12 protein-coding genes and 3 pseudogenes are annotated in these 14912 nt (G+C 72.4%); 11 read left to right on the forward strand and 4 right to left on the reverse strand.

Annotation, left to right across the window (positions count from 1 at the left end; genetic code table 11):
• The first annotated feature begins 677 nt into the window (after window positions 1-677).
• On the forward strand, window positions 678-1148 hold the full coding sequence (locus tag JM949_RS09275; protein ID WP_203148017.1) for a hypothetical protein: 471 nt from the start codon (window positions 678-680) through the stop codon (window positions 1146-1148).
• A gap of 18 nt (window positions 1149-1166) precedes the next feature.
• Here the strand turns inward: JM949_RS09275 and JM949_RS09280 are convergent, their stop codons facing one another.
• The 3 genes from JM949_RS09280 to JM949_RS09290 form a co-directional block, all read right to left on the reverse strand.
• Window positions 1167-2354 (reverse strand): NADH-quinone oxidoreductase subunit D, encoded by a 1188-nt coding sequence (locus JM949_RS09280; protein ID WP_203148018.1) that lies wholly within the window; start codon window positions 2352-2354, stop codon window positions 1167-1169.
• Window positions 2351-3475 (reverse strand): SAM-dependent methyltransferase, encoded by a 1125-nt coding sequence (locus tag JM949_RS09285; RefSeq protein WP_203148019.1) that lies wholly within the window; start codon window positions 3473-3475, stop codon window positions 2351-2353. The genes JM949_RS09280 and JM949_RS09285 overlap by 4 nt, the downstream gene beginning before the upstream one ends.
• Window positions 3476-3563: 88 nt before the next feature.
• Complete coding sequence (locus tag JM949_RS09290; RefSeq protein ID WP_203148020.1) at window positions 3564-4475, reverse strand: SDR family oxidoreductase; 912 nt, start codon at window positions 4473-4475, stop codon at window positions 3564-3566.
• A 120-nt stretch (window positions 4476-4595) separates the two neighbouring features.
• Between JM949_RS09290 and JM949_RS09295 the strand changes: the two genes are divergently transcribed.
• From JM949_RS09295 to JM949_RS09330, 8 genes and pseudogenes are all read left to right on the forward strand, one after another.
• Window positions 4596-5174: a TetR family transcriptional regulator gene (locus tag JM949_RS09295; RefSeq protein ID WP_203148021.1), complete on the forward strand. Its 579-nt coding sequence runs from the start codon at window positions 4596-4598 to the stop codon at window positions 5172-5174.
• A 191-nt stretch (window positions 5175-5365) separates the two neighbouring features.
• Window positions 5366-6328 (forward strand): Rossmann-like and DUF2520 domain-containing protein, encoded by a 963-nt coding sequence (locus tag JM949_RS09300; RefSeq protein WP_203148022.1) that lies wholly within the window; start codon window positions 5366-5368, stop codon window positions 6326-6328.
• Window positions 6325-7174 (forward strand): annotated as a pseudogene (panC, locus tag JM949_RS09305) (pantoate--beta-alanine ligase). The gene JM949_RS09300 and the pseudogene panC overlap by 4 nt, the downstream one beginning before the upstream one ends.
• 44 nt (window positions 7175-7218) lie before the next feature.
• Window positions 7219-7647, forward strand: a complete 429-nt coding sequence (panD, locus tag JM949_RS09310) for an aspartate 1-decarboxylase (protein ID WP_203148023.1) — start codon at window positions 7219-7221, stop codon at window positions 7645-7647.
• A 96-nt stretch (window positions 7648-7743) separates the two neighbouring features.
• A complete protein-coding gene (locus tag JM949_RS09315) occupies window positions 7744-8640 on the forward strand; it encodes a septum formation family protein (protein WP_203148024.1) in 897 nt (298 codons plus the stop codon).
• Window positions 8641-8737: 97 nt separating this feature from the next.
• Window positions 8738-10434, forward strand: a pseudogene (locus JM949_RS09320) (L-aspartate oxidase).
• A complete protein-coding gene (gene nadC / locus JM949_RS09325; protein ID WP_203148025.1) occupies window positions 10431-11327 on the forward strand; it encodes a carboxylating nicotinate-nucleotide diphosphorylase in 897 nt (298 codons plus the stop codon). The pseudogene JM949_RS09320 and the gene nadC overlap by 4 nt, the downstream one beginning before the upstream one ends.
• Window positions 11328-11344: 17 nt before the next feature.
• Window positions 11345-12103 carry a type III pantothenate kinase gene (locus tag JM949_RS09330; RefSeq protein ID WP_203148026.1) on the forward strand — a complete coding sequence of 253 codons (759 nt, stop codon included), beginning with the start codon at window positions 11345-11347 and terminating at the stop codon, window positions 12101-12103.
• Window positions 12104-12140: 37 nt separating this feature from the next.
• On the opposite strand, the gene JM949_RS09335 is transcribed toward JM949_RS09330, so the two are convergent.
• Window positions 12141-12881, reverse strand: coding sequence for a class I SAM-dependent methyltransferase (locus JM949_RS09335; protein WP_203148027.1), 741 nt, complete (start codon window positions 12879-12881; stop codon window positions 12141-12143).
• Window positions 12882-12944: 63 nt separating this feature from the next.
• Here JM949_RS09335 and JM949_RS39040 point away from each other — a divergent pair.
• Window positions 12945-13974: pseudogene (locus JM949_RS39040) on the forward strand (amino acid--tRNA ligase-related protein); the annotation flags it as partial.
• Between the two features lie 113 nt (window positions 13975-14087).
• Entirely contained in the window at window positions 14088-14432 is a 345-nt protein-coding gene (locus JM949_RS09345; RefSeq protein ID WP_036392792.1) for a histone-like nucleoid-structuring protein Lsr2, read from the forward strand.
• Window positions 14433-14912 lie beyond the last annotated feature (480 nt).

Raw genomic sequence — 14912 nt, forward strand, 5'->3', positions numbered from 1 at the left:
GTCGAGCAGCCGGCCACCGCGGGAACGTACGGCGCGGGTCGCCGGCCGCCACCGCGTACGGCGCGGCCCGCCCCCGGGAGCACGATCGCCCCGAGCCGGCGCACCGGACCGGCGGCGTGGTCCGGCACACCGAGACCGTGCACGTCACCACCCGGCACACGGTGGTGGACGGTGGCGCGAGCGAGCCGGCCGGCAGTACGGCGGCCGGTACGCCGGCCAGTGGACCCCGCCCGCGCAGGAGTGGACCCGGGGCGGCGGCGCGGAGGAGCGATCCAGAGCCGGTTACGGCGACGACCGGGCCCGCCCGGGCGACGACCGCTCCTGGGGTGCGCAGCACACGACCCGGGGCGAACCCGAGTGGAGCGGCGCGCGGGCCGGGTCGGGTCGTGCCGAGCGGTACGAGCCCGACGTCGACGGGGACGAGCCGGGCTGGACGGGCCGGCACGACGAGCCGGAGTGGTCCGATCCACCCGACGCGTACGCCCAGCCCGACGAGCGCGGGGCGGCGACCAGGTCGCCCCGCACACCGGAGCGGTCCTGGGACGGCCCGGACGATCGCGGCCGGTCGGAGCAGCGCGGTCGGGTGAGCGCCGCCGCGCCGCAGGCCGGCCGCCGCTGCGCGCCGACGACACCGGCGAGTACTGGTCGCAGTTGCGGCCGGCGACCAGTGGGCTGCCGTGCGCGACGACGAGACCGGCCGCGAGGTGCGGGTCGGCGAACGCCGGGCCGAGGTGCACGCCGACGCCACCGGGACCGAGTACCGGGTGGCCGACCGCTGGGCCACCGTCCGGCACGAGGAGCCGCGCCGACACGAGGACGCCGGCCGATACGAGGAGCCGCGCCGACACGAGGAGCCCGGCCGATACGAGGAGCCGCGCCGACACGAGGACGCCGGCCGGTACCAGGACGCCGGCCGGTACGGGGAGCGTGAGTCGTACCGCCGGGACGAGCCGGCGGGCCGGCCGGCGCTGCCGGTGGGCGGGGTGCCGGTGCCGGACGAGTGGCGTCCACCGCGTCAGCGCGGCCACCAGGCGGAACCCGCGCCCGAGCGGGTCGGTCGGCGTCGAGTCGACGAGCGATACGGCTACCCGCCCCAGGATGACGTGCCGCGTGCCGGCGGCGCGTCGCCCACCGACCGCTGGCGGTGACCGGTCAGCCGGCTCGGGTCACTTGTCGATGTCGCCGACCACGAAGAACATCGAGCCGAGGATCGCGATCAGATCCGGGACCAGGCAGCCGGGGAGCAGGGTGGCCAACGCCTGCACGTTCGCGTACGAGGCGGTGCGCAGCTTCAACCGCCACGGCGTCTTCTCGCCCCGCGACACGAGGTAGTAGCCGTTGATGCCGAGCGGGTTCTCGGTCCAGGCGTAGGTGTGCCCCTCGGGCGCCTTGAGCACCTTCGGCAACCGCGTGTTGATCGGCCCGGTCAGCCGGTCCACCCGGTCCAGGCACTGCTCGGCGAGGTCCAGCGAGGCGTACACCTGGTCGAGCAGCACCTCGAAACGGGCATGGCAGTCCCCGGCGGTCTTGGTGACCACCGGCACGTCCAGCTCGTCGTAGGCCAGGTAGGGGTCGTCGCGGCGCAGATCCAGGTCCAACCCGGAGGCTCGGGCCACCGGCCCGGACGCGCCGAACGCGGCGGCGTCCGCGGCGGAGAGCACACCCACGCCCACGGTGCGGGCCAGGAAGATCTCGTTGCGCCGAATCAGGTGGTCCAGATCGGGCAGCCGGCGGCGTACCTCGCCGATCGCCGCGCGGGCCCGGCCGGTCCAGCCGGCCGGCACCTCCTCCTTGAGGCCGCCCACCCGGTTGAACATGTAGTGGATCCGGCCGCCGGAGACCTCCTCCATCACCGCCTGGATGGTCTCCCGCTCCCGGAAGGCGTAGAAGATCGGCGTGATCGCCCCGATCTCCAGCGGGTAGGAACCGAGGAACATCAGGTGGTTGAGCACCCGGTTCAGCTCGGCGAGAGCCATCCGCAACCAGGTGGCCCGCTCCGGCACCTCCATGCCCATCAGGCGTTCCACAGCGAGCACCACACCCAGCTCGTTGGAGAACGCCGAGAGCCAGTCGTGCCGGTTGGCCAGCACGATGATCTGCCGGTAGTCGCGTACCTCGAAGAGCTTCTCCGCGCCCCGGTGCATGTAGCCCACGACCGGTTCGCAGGAGACCACCCGCTCGCCGTCGAGCACCAGCTTCAGTCGCAGCACACCGTGGGTGGAGGGGTGCTGCGGGCCGATGTTCAGCACCATGTCGGTGCCGAGCTGCTGATCGCTGGTGCCGGCGACCAGGCCGGCCCCGGTGCCGACGGTCAGTTCGCGGAGGTCCCCGGCGTCGGTGGTCATGTCCGTCATCGTGCCACGGCCGGCTCGAGCGGGATGCCGACCGGCTGGCGCAGCCACCAGTGCCCGCCGAGCCCGGCCGGGTCGGTCAGCTCGGCCACCGCCGACGCGGCGGCGAGCGCCCGCAGGTAGCCGGCCGGGTCGGTGCCGGCCAGGCCGAGCGGCGGTCGCCGGCCGTCGGCCCCGAGCGCCCGCAGCGCCTCCCGCTGGGAGACCAGGGAGTACGCACACCGGGCGGCCGCCGCACCAGCGGAGGCGACCGAGTCCATGGCCACGTGCGCGGTCACGTCTGTCGTCCCGTCGGGCACCGGGGCCACCTGCCGCCCACTCCGGTACCCGGTCAACGTTCCGTCGACGGGCCGGTCCCTCCTCAGGTGCCCGTAGTCGACCGCTACCGCCAGCCCTCGGCTGATCTGTCGCACCGCGTCGGCCCAGGCTTCGTCCCGTGGTCTGCCGATCTCCGCTCGGTGGTCGCTGTGGGGGGTTTCGCTGGTCCCGTCCGTCCAGGTCAACGCCAGATCTGGGTCGCTGCCCGCCGCTGCCGAGTCTGAGGCTCTGGGCCACCACTGCGTCAGCCAATCAGAATCAGCAGCGCTGACCAGCTCACCAACCGTCTCCGCGCCGCTCTCGGGATCGACCAGCAGGTATCGCCAGCCATCCCTGGTGTGCACCGCCACGTCCAGCGGAACGTTGTCCAGCCACTCGGTAGCGGTCAACAGTCCGGTTATCCCAGCAGGAATCTCGGACACCCACTCGATCGGCTCCGGCAGGTGCTCAGGTCGAGGCGCCAACTCGACAGCCGTGAACCGCACCCGTTCCACAAGCGACGGGCGATCAGCGACCGACGACGGATCATCCCCCACCGCGTCCCCGACGGCGGCCGAGGATGCGACGAGCCTCAGCAGGCTTCGCAGCAGCTCGCCCCGGCCAGCCCCGACGTCGACCACGTCGAGCCGTGGCGGATGGTCCAGGGCGGCGTCGACCTGTGCGATCAGGCGCACCAGCGCGCTGGCGAACGCCGGGGACGCGTGCACGCTGGTCCGAAAGTGGGCGGCCGGTCCGGTGCCGGCCACGAAGAAGCCGTCCGGCCCGTAGAGGGCCTGGCTCATCGCCTCCCGCCACGGGATCGGCATCAGCTCACCGCGGGTTCGGGAGTCGTCACCGTGCCGACCCTACGGCCACCCGGTGCGGCGACGACTCCGGATCCCCGCGCCGATTGGTTCAGTTCCGGAAGTAGTGCCCTTCGTGCAGGTCGGCGATCAGGCCGGGGTGGGTGGGGGTCCAGCCCAGCCGTTCACGGGTGATCGCCGAGGACGTCGGATTGTCCAGCTGCGCGAACTGCCCGAGAAAGCCGAAGTAGTCGTCCGCCTGGTCGGGGCTGATGCTGCGGACCGGGAGGCCGAGGTTGTGGCCGATGGCGGCGGCGATCTGCCGGAACGGAACACCTTCGTCGGCGGCTCCGTGCAGGCGCGCACCGGCCGGTGCCTGTTCCAGGGCGAGCCGGTAGAGCTGGGCCGCGTCGAGCGTGTGCACGGCCGGCCACCGGTTGGCACCCTCGCCGACGTACGCGGCGTACCCGTTGCGCCGGGCCGCCGCGATGATGACGGCGATGAAGCCGTAGCGGTCGAGCGAACTGTGCACCGTGGGCGCGAGCCGGACGATCGACGAGCGCACCTCCCGGGAGGCGAGGCCGGCCACGAAGTTCTCCGCGTCGATCCGGTAGCCGCCGCCCGGGAAGATGTCGCGTTCGGTGCCGTGCCGGCCGACGATGCCGCCCATCACGAGCATGGCCGTCCCGCCCGTGCCGACCAGAGGCTTGCCGGAGCCGGCCAGGCCGTCGGCGAGTGCCGTGAGGGCGTTCAGGTCGGCCGAGGCGGCATCGGCCAGGTCGCCGCTGATCATGAGATCGTGGCGGAACGCCAGATGGATCACCCCGTCGGAGGCCGCCGCCTCGTCCCGAAGCACGTCGAGGTCGGTCAGGTCGCCGCGGTGCGCCCGAGCGCCGAGCTTTTCGATGGCGGCGGCGGACGCGTCGGAGCGGGCCAGGCCGACGACCTCGTGCCCGGCGGAGAGCAGTTCCGGCACGACCGCGGAGCCGAGATGGCCGGAGGCTCCTGTGACGAATACGCGCATGGTGGGTCCTTCGGGTGAGTACCGATGTCACTTGGCGACATCACCGTAGCTCGCGATGTCACATCGCGACATCCCTCGAACCAAATAATGTCGCGATGTGACATCGGATACCATCGCCCGATGGCCCGCTGGCAACCGGACGCGCGCGGCCGCCTGGAGGCGGCCGCCTTCGAGCTTTTCCGCGAGCGCGGCTTCGAGCAGACCACCGTCGCCGACATCGCCGCCCGCGCCGGCCTCGACAAACGCACCTTCTACCGGCTCTTCGGCGACAAGCGCGAGGCGCTCTTCAGCGGCAGCGGACGGCTGGAGGAACTCCTGGTCAAGACGGTTGCCGAGACGGACGCCACCGCTTTCGAGGCGGTCGTGGCCGCCTTCCGTCGGGCGGCGGAGGACATCTTCGCCGACCGCCTCGAGCTGGTCCGGATGCGCCAGTCCATCATCGCGAGCAGCCCGGAGCTACAGGAGCGTGAGCTGCGCAAGGGGACCGCACTGGGGGCCGCGGTCAGCGCCGCGCTGCGCGCCAAGGGGTGCGACGAGACCACCGCCACCCTGGCCACCGAGTCGGGTGTCACCGTGTTCCGGGTCGCGTACGCCCGCTGGGTCGCGCCGGACAGCGACGCGGCGCTCACCGACCTGATCGCCGAGGTGGCCGCCGAGCTACGCGCGATCACGTCGGCCCGGGGGAAGCTGCCGACCTGAGCCACCGCTGAACGGGCGGTTTCCGCGCCCCGTCCGCCGACTGTTCCGGAACGGCCTCGACCGGTCGGGAACGGTGCCGAGCGGCCCTTCCGCCGGCGGTGAAGGTTTTCACACATGCTTGTCCCGGTTCGGTGGGCCGGGCGCATACTTGCGATCGACCGGTACCCCTGCTCGAGGACTGGATCATCGCCATGAGCGCACCGTTGCGCCCGCGTCCGGCCGCCCCTTCCGGGCCTGCCGCATCGCGGGATCGCGCCGTCCCCACCTCCCGCCTGCTCACCGTCGGTGTCGTTGGCGCCGGTCGGGTCGGAGCCGTGCTGGGTGCCGCGCTCGCCGCCGCCGGGCACCGGGTGGTCGCCGTCTCCGGCAACTCCGGTGCCAGTCGCGCCCGCCTCGCCCTGCTGCTGCCCGAGGTGCCCCGCCGCCCGGCCGTCGCGGTCGCCCACGCCGCCGCTGACCTGCTGCTGATCGCGGTGCCGGACGACCGGCTGGCCGACGTGGTGGCCGACCTCGCCGAGCAGGGCGGGTTACGCCCGGGTCAGGTCGTCGCGCACACCTCGGGAGCGCACGGCCTCGCCGTGCTCGGGGCGGCCGTCGCGGCCGGTGCCCGACCGCTCGCCCTGCACCCCGCGATGACCTTCACCGGTACGCCCGACGACCTCGCCCGCCTGGACGGCATTTCGTACGGGGTGACCGCTCCGGCGGAGTTGCGCCCCCTCGCCGCCCGGCTGGTCGCCGACCTCGGTGGCGTACCCGAGTGGGTGGCCGAGTCCGACCGTCCGCTGTACCACGCCGCGCTGGCGCACGGCGCGAACCACCTGGTGACCCTGGTCAACGAGGCGACCGACCGGTTGCGCGACGCCGGGGTGTCCCGGCCGGAGAAGGTGCTCGCTCCGCTGCTGCGGGCGGCCCTGGAGAACGCGCTGAGTCTCGGTGACGACGCGTTGACCGGTCCGGTCTCCCGTGGTGACGCGGGCACCGTGCGCCGGCACCTGGCCCGGCTGACGGCGACGGCACCCGAGTCCGTCCCGGCGTACCTGGCACTGGCCCGTCGTACCGCCGACCGGGCGATCGCCGCCGGCCGGCTGCGCCCGGTGGACGCGCAGTCGCTGCTCGGCGTGCTGGCCGACAGCGGTCGGGAGGTGGCGGCATGACCCAGGTGGTGCACACCCGCGCCGAGTTGGCCGAGGCCCGGGCCGGGCTGAAGGGCACGGTCGGGGTGGTGATGACCATGGGTGCCCTGCACTCCGGGCATGAGACGTTGCTGCGCGCGGCCCGGGAACAGGCCGACCACGTGCTGGTGACGATCTTCGTGAACCCGTTGCAGTTCGGGCCGAACGAGGACTTCGACCGCTACCCGCGCACCCTCGACGCGGACCTGGAGGTGTGCCGGCGGGCGGGGGCGGATCTCGTCTTCGCCCCGTCGGTGGCGGACATGTACCCGGACGGCCAGCCCCGGGTCCGCCTCGACCCGGGCCCGCTCGGTGCGGAGCTGGAGGGTGCGAGTCGCCCCGGCTTCTTCCACGGCGTGCTCACCGTGGTGCTGAAGCTGCTCCAGCTCACCCGGCCGGACCTGACGTTCTTCGGTGAGAAGGACTACCAGCAGCTCACCCTGGTCCGGCGGATGACCCGCGACCTGGACGTGCCGGTCGAGGTGGTGGGCGTGCCGACCGTCCGGGAGCCGGACGGGCTGGCGCTCTCCAGCCGCAACCGCTACCTGAGCGAGCCGGAGCGGGCCGCCGCGCTGAGCCTGTCCGCCGCGCTGCGGGCCGGGGCGCGGGCCGCCGACGACGGCGCGGACGCGGCGGCGGTGCCTGACCGCCGCGCACGCCGCGTTCGGTGCCGGTACGCCCGGTGCCCGTCTCGACTACCTGGTGCTCACCGATCCCGAGTTGGAGCCGGGGCCGGTGTCCGGGCCGGCCCGGTTGGTGATCGCGGCGTGGGTCGGCGCCACCCGGTTGATCGACAATGCGGCGATCCAGCTCGCCCCGCGCTCCTGACCCGGCCGGACCACCCTCCACCAATCCCGCGAAAGGCCACTCCGATGCTGCGGACCATGCTCAAGTCGAAGATCCACCGGGCCACGGTGACCCAGGCCGACCTGCACTACGTCGGTTCGGTCACCGTGGACGAGGACCTGCTCGACGCCGCTGACCTGCTCCCCGGCGAGCAGGTGGCGATCGTGGACATCACCAACGGTGCCCGGCTGGAGACGTACGTGATCCCCGGCCAGCGGGGCAGCGGCGTGATCGGCATCAACGGGGCCGCCGCCCACCTGGTGCACCCGGGTGACCTGGTCATCCTGATCTCGTACGGCCAGATGGACGACGCCGAGGCCCGGTCGTACCGGCCGCGGGTGGTGCACGTCGACGCCGACAACCGGGTGATCGAGTTGGGCGGCGACCCGGCCGCGGTGGCGCCCGGCACGGCCGGGAACCCGGTGCCCAGCCCGCTGGCGGTGTCCGGTGTCTGATTCCCGGTAACGCGATTCCGGTCTGTCACCGAAAGGTCATTTCCGGTTACCCTTGGCGGGCTGGCGGAAGCCGGTCAGTGGCTGGGGGAGGCCGCGATGCGCCGTGCCATGACGACAGTGTTCGCCGCTGCCATGACGGCAGTGTTGCTGGCTGGCTGTGCGGCGCCCGAGGGCCTCGACGGTGACCTGACCGACGACTGGGCCACCCTGTCGGCGGCGTCGGCGTTCACTCCGGCCGCCGGGGTGTGTCACGCCGGCGATTTCACCGACGTGGTCTCCCTGGCCGGCTACGAACCGGTGGACTGTGCGGGTCCGCACCGGCTGGAAACCGTGCACGTGGGGGCGTTTCCGGCCGAACGGACGACCGCCCCGGCGGGTGGCTCGGTGGAGCTGCGGGGTGCGTTCGCGGAGTGCGACACCCGGGCGACCGGCTACGTCGGTGACGACTGGCGGGCGGGCCGCCTGCGGCTGTCCGTGGCGCTGCCGAACGGGCCGGGTTGGGCAGCGGGTTCCCGTTGGTTCCGCTGCGACCTCACCGAGTTGAACACGGTCGAGGCGGCGGCCACAGTGGTGGTCCGCTCGGGCAGCCTGCGGGACGCGTTGAAGGCGCCCTCCGGGCTGCGGCTCGGCTGCCAGCAGACCCGGGGCGGGGCCGGTCGGGGCGTGCAGACGCTGACCCCGGTGGAGTGCGCCAGGCAGCACGACGCCGAGTTCGTCGGGGTGTGGCGCGCACCGGACACGGCGTACCCGACCCGGGAGGCCGACTGGGTGCCGCTCTACACCGGCTGTCGCAGCGTCCTCGGTCGGTACGTGGGCGTGCCGAACGACGCCGAGCTGCGGTTCCGCAGCGGCGTGGTGGTCCGCCCGCCGGGGGCGGGGCGCTGGAAGGTCGGTGACCGGGGCGTCCGCTGCTACCTGTGGCTGAGCCACCGTACGGTGAGCGCCTCGTTGAAGGGCGCTGGCCCGGCTGGCCTGCCGGTTCGGACGAAATGACCACGGCCTGACGGCGGCGCGGCCCGGACGGGGTCGCCCAAAACACTCGTAGCGCCCCCGCCGCCCCGGACGAGGATGGTTCGGGTTGACTGGGGGGATGGACCTTCCCACCGTCGACCTGCCTGCCCTGCCCGCGTTGCTGGCCGCGCCCGCGCCCGGCTGGGTGGAGACCACCGACGTGATCGTGGTGGGTTCCGGCGTGGCCGGATTGACCGCGGCGCTGCACCTGCGTGAGGCGGGTCTGCACGTCACGGTCGTTACCAAGGTCAACATCGATGACGGCTCGACCCGGTGGGCACAGGGCGGTATCGCCGCCGTGCTCGACCCGGCCGACACCCCGGCGGCGCATGCCCGTGACACCGAGATCGCCGGGGTCGGGCTGTGCGACAGGGCGGCGGTGCGGGTGCTGGTCGAGGAGGGCCCGACCCGGCTCCGCGAGCTGATCCGGATCGGTGCCGAGTTCGATCGCCACCCGGACGGCTCCCTGATGCTGACCCGCGAGGGCGGGCACCGGGCGGACCGGATCGTGCACGCCGGCGGCGACGCCACCGGCGCGGAGGTGCAGCGGGCCCTGCACGCGGCGGTGCAGCGGGACCCGTGGATCCGGTTGGTCGAGCACGCCCTCGTGCTTGACCTGCTGCGCGCGCCCGGTGACGGCCCGGACGGGCTCGGCCCGGCGTGTGGCATCACCCTGCACGTGCTCGGTGAGGGCAGCGAGGACGGCGTCGGCGCGCTGCTGGCCCGCGCGGTCGTGCTGGCCACCGGTGGCATGGGCCAGATCTTCTCGGCCACCACCAACCCGGGGGTCTCCACCGGGGACGGGGTGGCGCTGGCGATGCGGGCCGGCGCGGCGGTGACCGACGTGGAGTTCGTCCAGTTCCACCCGACCGCCCTGATCACCCCCGCCGGCCAGGGGGTGCCCGGTGCCGGGCACGCGCAGCAGCCGCTGGTCTCCGAGGCGCTGCGCGGCGAGGGCGCGTACCTGGTGGACTCCGACGGCAAGCGGTTCATGGTGGGCCAGCACGAGCTGGCCGAGCTGGCCCTCGGGACGTGGTCGCCAAGGGCATCCACCGGGTGCTGCTGGCCACCGGCGCGGAGCACGTCTTCCTCGACGCGCGGCACCTGGGTGGCGACTTCCTGGCCGGCCGCTTCCCCACCATCGTGGCGTCCTGCCTGGCGATCGGCGTCGACCCGGCGACCGACCTGATCCCGGTGGCGCCGGCCGCCCACTACGCCTCCGGCGGCGTCCGGACGGATCTGCGCGGCCGTACCTCCATCCCCGGCCTGTACGCCTGTGGCGAGGTGGCCTGCACGGGCGTACACGGCGCGAACCGACTGGCCAGCAACTCGCTGCTGGAGGGCCTGGTCTTCTCCCGGCGGATCGCCGAGGACATCGCGGCCGGCCTGCCCGAGCAGGCCCAGCCGGCGGAGACCGGTGCCTGGCGCGGGGGTGCGGGCTGGGTGCTGCCGGCGGAGGTGACGCCGACCCTGCAACGGACGATGACCCGGGGGGCCGGGGTGCTCCGGTCGGCGACGACGTTGGCCGCGACGGCCGGGACGCTCACCGAGCTGGGCGTCGCCCGGGGCCGTCCGCGAACCGCCGACTGGGAGGCGACAAACCTGCTCACCGTGGCGTCGGCGCTGGTCGCCGCCGCGTACGCGCGCGGTGAGACCCGGGGTTGCCACTGGCGGGAGGACTTCCCGACGGCCGACGAGCGGTGGCTGGGCCACCTGGTCGGAGCGATCGGGGCGCAGGGCCGGGTGACGCAGCAGTGGGAGGGGACATCATCATGACGGAGTCGACGCAGGCGGCGTTGCGGACGGCCGGGCTGGACCCGGCGCAGGTGCGGCGGGTGATCGAGGGCGCCCTGGTCGAGGACCTGGGCCCGGACTTCCTCGACGTGACAAGCGTGGCCACCATCGGGGCGGACCAGATCGACACCGCCGACCTGGTGGCCCGCGCGGACGGGGTGGTCGCCGGGATGGCCGTGGCCGCGGCCGTGTTCGAGCTGGTCGGCGAGGTGACCGGCTTCGGTCGTACCGTCGAGGTCTCGGTGTCGGCCCGCGACGGCGAGCGGGTGGCCCGCGGCGACGTGCTGGCGACGGTGACCGGCCCGACCCGGTTGCTGCTGACCGCCGAGCGGACGGCGCTCAACCTGCTCTGCCGGATGTCCGGGGTGGCCACCCACACCCGGGCCTGGGCGGACGCGCTGGCCGGCACGAAGGCGATGGTGTTGGACACCCGCAAGACGACGCCGGGTCTGCGGGCGCTGGAGAAGTACGCGGTGCGGGCCGGCGGCGGCACCAACAAGCGGATGGGCCTCTACGACGTGGCCATGATCAAGGACAACCACAAGCTGGCGGCCGGGAGCATCACGGCGGCCTACCGGCGGGTTCGGGAGGCGTTCCCGGAGGTGCCGGTGCAGGTCGAGGTGACGACTGTCGCCGAGGCGGTGGAGGCGGTGGAGGCCGGCGCGGACTTCCTGCTCTGCGACAACATGACGCCCGAGACGCTGGCCGAGGCGGTCGCGGCGGTGGGCGACCGGGCGGAGCTGGAGGCGACCGGCGGGCTGACCCTGGAGGTGGCGGGCCGGTACGCGGCCACCGGCGTCGACTTCCTCTCGGTGGGCGCGTTGACCCACTCGTCGCCGATCCTGGACATCGCGCTGGACCTGCGTACCGACTAGTTGTCTAGGCTGCGTGGGTGCTGCTCTGCATCGACATCGGAAACACCAACACCGTGCTGGCGACCTTCGACGGCGACAAGCTGGTGCACTCCTGGCGGATCAAGACCGATGCCCGCTCGACGGCGGACGAGCTGGGCCTGATGTTCCGGGGTCTGCTCGCCGGGGACAACGTCGAGATCACCGGGGTGGCCGCCTGCTCGACGGTGCCGGCCGCGCTGCGGTCGTTGCGCACCATGCTCAGCCGTTACTACGCCGAGCTGCCGAGCGTCGTCGTCGAGCCCGGGGTGCGCACCGGCGTGCAGTTGGCGATCGACAACCCGAAGGAGGTGGGCGCGGACCGGGTGGTGAACACGCTTGCCGCGTACACCCTCTACGGCGGGCCGTCGATCGTGGTGGACTTCGGCACCACCACCAACTTCGACGTGATCAGCGGGCGCGGCGAGTTCCTCGGTGGCGCGTTCGCCCCGGGCATCGAGATCTCCTTCGACGCGCTGGCGGCCCGCGCGGCCCAGCTGCGGAAGGTAGAGGCCACCAAGCCCCGCTCGGTGATCGGCAAGAACACCGTGGAGTGCCTCCAGGCCGGTCTGTACTTCGGCTTCGCCGGCCAGGTGGACCGGATCGTCGAGCGGATGACCGAGGAGCTGGGCGAGGTGCGGGCGGTCATCGCGACCGGTGGCCTGGCCGCGCTGGTGATCAACGAGTGCCGCAGCATCACCCACCACGAGCCGATGATCACGCTGATCGGCCTCCGGATGGTCTACGAACGCAACCTGTGATGGCCGGCCGGCGTCGGGGGCGGCCTTCGCGCCGGTTTCAGCGCCGCCGTGCGCGCAGCACCAGCGTCCGGTACGGCAGCTCGATGGTTTCCCGGCCGACCAGGGCGGGGTGGCTGTCCAGCAGCTCGGCGAGTTCGCGCTGAACCCGCTGCTGGTCGTCCGTGGAGGCGGTGAGCCAGTACGAACGGGTGCGGATCATTCCGAACAGTTCGTCCGGCGTGAGCGTGGTGTGGTGGGTGAACTCGCGGGTCTCGACGGCGTCGAAGGCGGGGCCGAAGTCGGCGTACTCTCCGATGACCAGGCTGGCCGACTTGTCCCCGAAGTGGGCGATACGGCCCAGCTCGGCCACCCAGTCGACGCTGCCGTCCCGGATGTTCCAGATGGGGGCGAAGATGCCACCGGGGCGCAGCACCCGGGCGATCTCGGTGTGCGCGGGCTCCCGGTCGAACCAGTGGTACGCCGTCCCCGCCAGCACCGCGTCCGCCGTCGAGTCCGGCAGCGGCACGGACTCGGCGCTGCCGGCCAGCGCCGTCGTGCCCGGGGTGCTCTCCGCGAGCTGCGCGCGCATTTCCGGATCGGGCTCGACGGGTACGACCTCGTGGCCCAGGTCCAGCAGCGCGCGGGTCAGGATGCCGGTGCCCGCTGCGAGATCGACGACCCGGGCGGTGCCGAGCCCGTCAAGTGCCCAGCGGACCGCAGCTTCCGGATAACGCGGTCGAAAGCGGTCGTAATCGCTCGCAGCGGCCCCGAAGGAGAGGGCATGAGTGTGATCGACCATGACGGGCAGGTTATCCGACAACGACCTTCGGACCGCCGAGCCCGCTCGGGTTTGACGCCGGCCGCCGAGGCGCGGCGACCGCTGCCGGTCGCGCGCCAGCCCTTTTCCGAGGAGGTCCGCGTCCGGCAGTGTTACGTCGACCTGATCGTCCGACCACAGCCGCAGGGAAATGGGCCGTACCCGAGCCGCCACGCTGCCCAGTCGACGCGATTCACCACACCGGCGCGGCTGCGTCGAGGTGAAACGCCGATGTGACAACTGCTGCGTGACCGGCGGCGGCCGACCGTTCGTGACCCACAGCAATGCGTTGAACACCGATCTGTATCCGCGAATCGCTCCGGAACTGTTTCTCAGGCGGGCCGTGGTTGGCGGCGCCGAGCGAGTCTTCGAGATCAACCGCGAGTTCGGTAATGAGGGTGTCGACCCCGCGCAGTCGCCGGAGTTCGCGATGTTGGAGACGTACCAGAGGTACGACGACTACGACAGCATGGCCGAGGCCGACCCGAAATCTGGTGCGGCAGGGGGCCATCGTGGTCGGCTGCTCGACGACGGTGACCACGCCGCCGGGCGGGAGTTCGCCCTGGGCGGCGAGTGGCGGCCGGGGCCGCTGTTGGGGGTGCTTTCCGAGGTGCTTGGCGACCAGCCACGGTCCGCACCGAACGCACCCGGCTGGTGGCGTGCGGCGACCGGATGGGATTGGCGGTGAACCCGAAGTCGGATCCGGGCAAGTTGGCCGAGGAACTGGTTGTAGCGGTATGGCGGCAGCCACCTTCGTCGGGGGAGCGCCCGGCGGAGACCAACGCGCTCACCAGGTGCACTGCGGCGAGCCGGGGCTGGCCGAGAAGTGCGCCCGCTGTCGCGGCTCCGAGCTGGTCGAGCCGGTCGCGCGGCGGGCGCGGCTGGTCGCCCAGAGGCAGCTGGTGGCTGGTTGCGACGACGAGGCGATGCGCCTCGACGAGGACTTTCTTCGGGCGATGGAGTATGCAATCCCGCCGGCCGGCCGTATGAGAATGGGAATCGGCCGACTGTTGATGGTCCGGACCGGCTGGGAATTCGGGAAACCATCCGCTTCCCGTTGGGCGGTCCGGAGTAGTCCCGCCCACGGCGCGCGGCGAGCCGTAACGGCATCCTATTGACGCGACGAGCGGCGCGCGGGTTATTGTGCTCTCGTTAGCAGGAGCATCCTGCTCGAAAGGAATGTGGGACGTGGCCAAGCAGATCATTCACAAGCTGGTCGATGACCTGGACGGCGGGGACGCGGACGAGACCGTCAAGTTCGCCCTCGACGGTGTTCAGTACGAGATCGACCTGTCGAGTGCCAACGCCGCGAAATTGCGCGACGCTTTTGCCTCGTACGTGGGCGCGGGCACGAAGGTCGGTCGGGGTGGCGTCGTGATCGGTGGGCGGGCCGCCCGCGGTCGTGGTGGCGCGACCGCCGATCGGGAGCAGAACAAGGCGATCCGGGAGTGGGCCAAGAAGGCCGGCAAGGACATCTCGGACCGGGGTCGTATCCCGCAGGAGATCGTCGACGAGTTCCACGCGAAGCGCTGATCAACCAGCAGCGGTCGCGGCCAGCCGTTACCGCGGGCGACACCGACGCCGGGCCGGAGCAGTTCTCCGGGCCGGCGTCGCCGTATCCGTCGACGGTCGGGAAGCATGTCGACGGTCGGGAAGCATTCCGGGTCGACCGGCGTTATCCACAACCAGTGGAGCAGTCATCCACAACCTGTGGACAACCGTCCAGGGGTCGGGCGGAACGCTCGCCGCGACCGCCACCCGGCCCGCCGGGGCCTCCCGAAGCGCCTCCGAAGCCGGAACAGCGCCTCGATCGCGCCAGTCGGATTTCGCTCTGCGCGTAGCGACAGGGCTACCGGAACACCTCCTGAGCGCGGACGGTTGTCCAAAACGACGTGGAACCGACCCGGACCGGAGACACACGACCTCAGCTGAGTCGGTCAGCGACGATAGAGTAAGGAGGCGCGGACGCCCGTCCCGGACGTTCGTGCACCGGCCCCGCCAAGATCTTGACCA

The organism is Micromonospora tarensis (assembly GCF_016803395.1).
In the GTDB taxonomy this organism is placed as follows: Bacteria; Actinomycetota; Actinomycetes; order Mycobacteriales; family Micromonosporaceae; genus Micromonospora; species Micromonospora tarensis.